The organism is Streptomyces sp. NPDC101152 (genome assembly GCF_044768275.1).
GTDB lineage: Bacteria > Actinomycetota > Actinomycetes > Streptomycetales > Streptomycetaceae > Streptomyces.
The window spans coordinates 1-2343 of the sequence record NZ_JBIWPO010000133.1 but is presented as its reverse complement, the minus strand read 5'-3'; the positions used below and the strand labels follow the sequence as shown (position 1 = coordinate 2343).

The window sequence follows — 2343 nt, the reverse complement described above, 5'->3', positions numbered from 1 at the left end:
CCGCGTCCGAGACGTCCGTCTTGCGGCCCGGCAGGTTCTTGACCTGCCGCGCGTTGACGAGGATCACGTTCAAGCCCTCGGCCAGCACGTAGTAGTGAAGTCGGCCGGGGACGCGGTTCCGGTCTTTCGACCAGCCCGTTTCCCCCGGCCGCTTCCCGCACCCGCCGTGCGACTTTCACCGCAACGGGCGCTCCACAAGCCCCGTTCAAGGTACCGGGGGTACTCCTCATCCCGTGGTCGGCCACGGAGTTGGAATCACTGTTCCCCGATACCGGTAGCGCGTTGTGCTGACCTTCGCGGGATTGAACAGCATTCTGTCCTCTGTGCCCGGCCACCAGCCACCGCCGCAGAAACGGCGGCGCAGGTCCTTCACGGTGATCCGGCGGTGCTTCCTGAACAACCATTTCATGACCCGAGTCCATGCATAAGAGCTCAGGTACTTGAAGGTCACGCTGGACACCCCGGGCCGGAAGTAGGCGCACCAGCCCCGCAGGATCCAGTTGAGCTGGATCAGCAGGGCATCGAGCGGCTGGCCCGTATCCATTCCCCGACATACCGTTTTCACCTTGCCCGTCACGGCCTTGACGGCCTTGCGTGACGGATAGGTGTAGACGTAATGCCGGTCTGTGCCTCGCTTGCGGTGGCGCTGGATGCGCCATCCCAAGAAATCGAGGCCATCATCGATGTGGGTGATCAAGGTCTTCTCCGGCGACAGCCGCAATCCCATCGTGGATAGGACCGTGGCGGCTTGTTCCCGCAGCTCCTCGGCGTCGGCCAGGGTCCCCGAGACCATCAGACACCAATCGTCCGCGTAGCGGACGAGTCTGCAGTTCGGCAGTCCCAGAGCCTTTCTCCGTGCCCGTTGATAAGGCTTCGTAGCGGGCCCGCCCGGCGCCTGGGCGACGTACTCGTCCAGGACCGAGAGAGCCACATTACTGAGCAACGGCGACAGAATTGATCCTTGTGGAGTACCAGAGTTGTTCTCCCGCAGCACGCGATCCTCCCCGAGGATGCCTGCCTTGAGGAACGCCTTCACCAAGCCCAGCACACGCTTGTCTGCGATGCGAGCACGCACCCGGTCCAAAAGAGCGGTATGCGAGATCTCATCGAAACAGGCTTTGATGTCGCCCTCAATGATCCACTCATAGGACTTGGACGTGAGGAAGCGCACCTCTGCCACCGCGTCGTGAGCCCGGCGGTTCGGACGGAATCCATACGAACACGGGAGGAAATCCGTCTCGAAAATTGGCTCCAACACCAGTTTCAGGGACGCCTGCACCACCCGGTCAGCGATCGTATTGATACCCAGGCGGCGCAGTTTCCCGCCCGCCTTGGGAATCATCCGCTCCCGCACCGGCAGCGGACGGAAACTGCGGTCCTTCAACGATTCCCGCAGCCTGCCGAGAAAATTCTCGACGCCCGTCGTCAGCGCGATGGAACGGGCAGTGCGCCCGTCCACCCCGGCTGTCCTGGCCCCCTTGTTCCCCTTCACCCGGTCCCACGCGACCAACAAGAACGCGGGATCGGCGACGAGATTGAACAGATCATCGAACCAGCGATGAGGATCATCACCGGCCCAACGGTGCAGCTTCGTCTGGATCTCCAGTACCCGGCGCTCCGCCTTCACAAAGGCGTACTCCAGCTCGTCGGTATTCACCAACGACACCTCCTGGCCTTCCAGTTCGACCGCTGCCGACTTGCTGGCCCCCTTCGCCATGCACGTGCCTCTCGCACGCTCGGACTACTACGGGGCCTCCGCCCCATCCCACGGCCATCAGTCGGCAACGGACCTGCCCACCACCGGGCTGGACGCCCGGCGGGAGGGCGACCGCGGATGGTTCCCACGTTCACCTGGAATCGATCGATGAGGGAGGTGTCCGCCTTTACTCCGACAGCATCGCCACGCCTACGCCGCAGGCATTCACCGTGGCCTCCCCACCGGACCCGTCCAACCGGCTTCGGAGTTGACCGTCCCGCAGCAGCAGGACGGCCACGCGCTGCACACCGGCCCGTATCCATCAGATTTGAGCCGGCACTGGCCTTACGGAGCGTCAAACAGCGGTTCCTCACGTACACCTTCTCATCACTGCTTGCCGGACCCGGGCCGTCTGACAGTGCCGACCCGTCCCGTACGTTGTCGGAGGCTGCTCCCGCCCTCCCCGGCGTTCCCCGGCTCGGACTGCCTCCCAGCTTCACCGGCCAGCTGCGACTGACCAGCGGCGGGGTCCTTTCACCCCCGCTCGACTCCGTGAGGTCGACCCGGAGCGCGGTACTGGCCTCACGGCCAGCCCGTTTCTCCGGGTCGCCTCCCGAACCCGGCGTGCACCGCTAAGCGCACCGGGC

At 64.4% G+C, this 2343-nt stretch carries 1 protein-coding gene; it reads right to left on the bottom strand.

The annotated features are described in order from the left end of the window. Positions 1-226: 226 nt before the first annotated feature. Positions 227-1717, bottom strand: a complete 1491-nt coding sequence (gene ltrA, locus ACIRVK_RS45460) for a group II intron reverse transcriptase/maturase (protein ID WP_404258038.1) — start codon at positions 1715-1717, stop codon at positions 227-229. Positions 1718-2343: the final 626 nt, after the last annotated feature.

Coding starts and splice junctions, on each gene's coding strand:
- ltrA (WP_404258038.1), bottom strand. CDS start 1,717: ATGGCGAAGGGGGCCAGCAAGTCGGCAGCGGTCGAACTGGAAGGCCAG.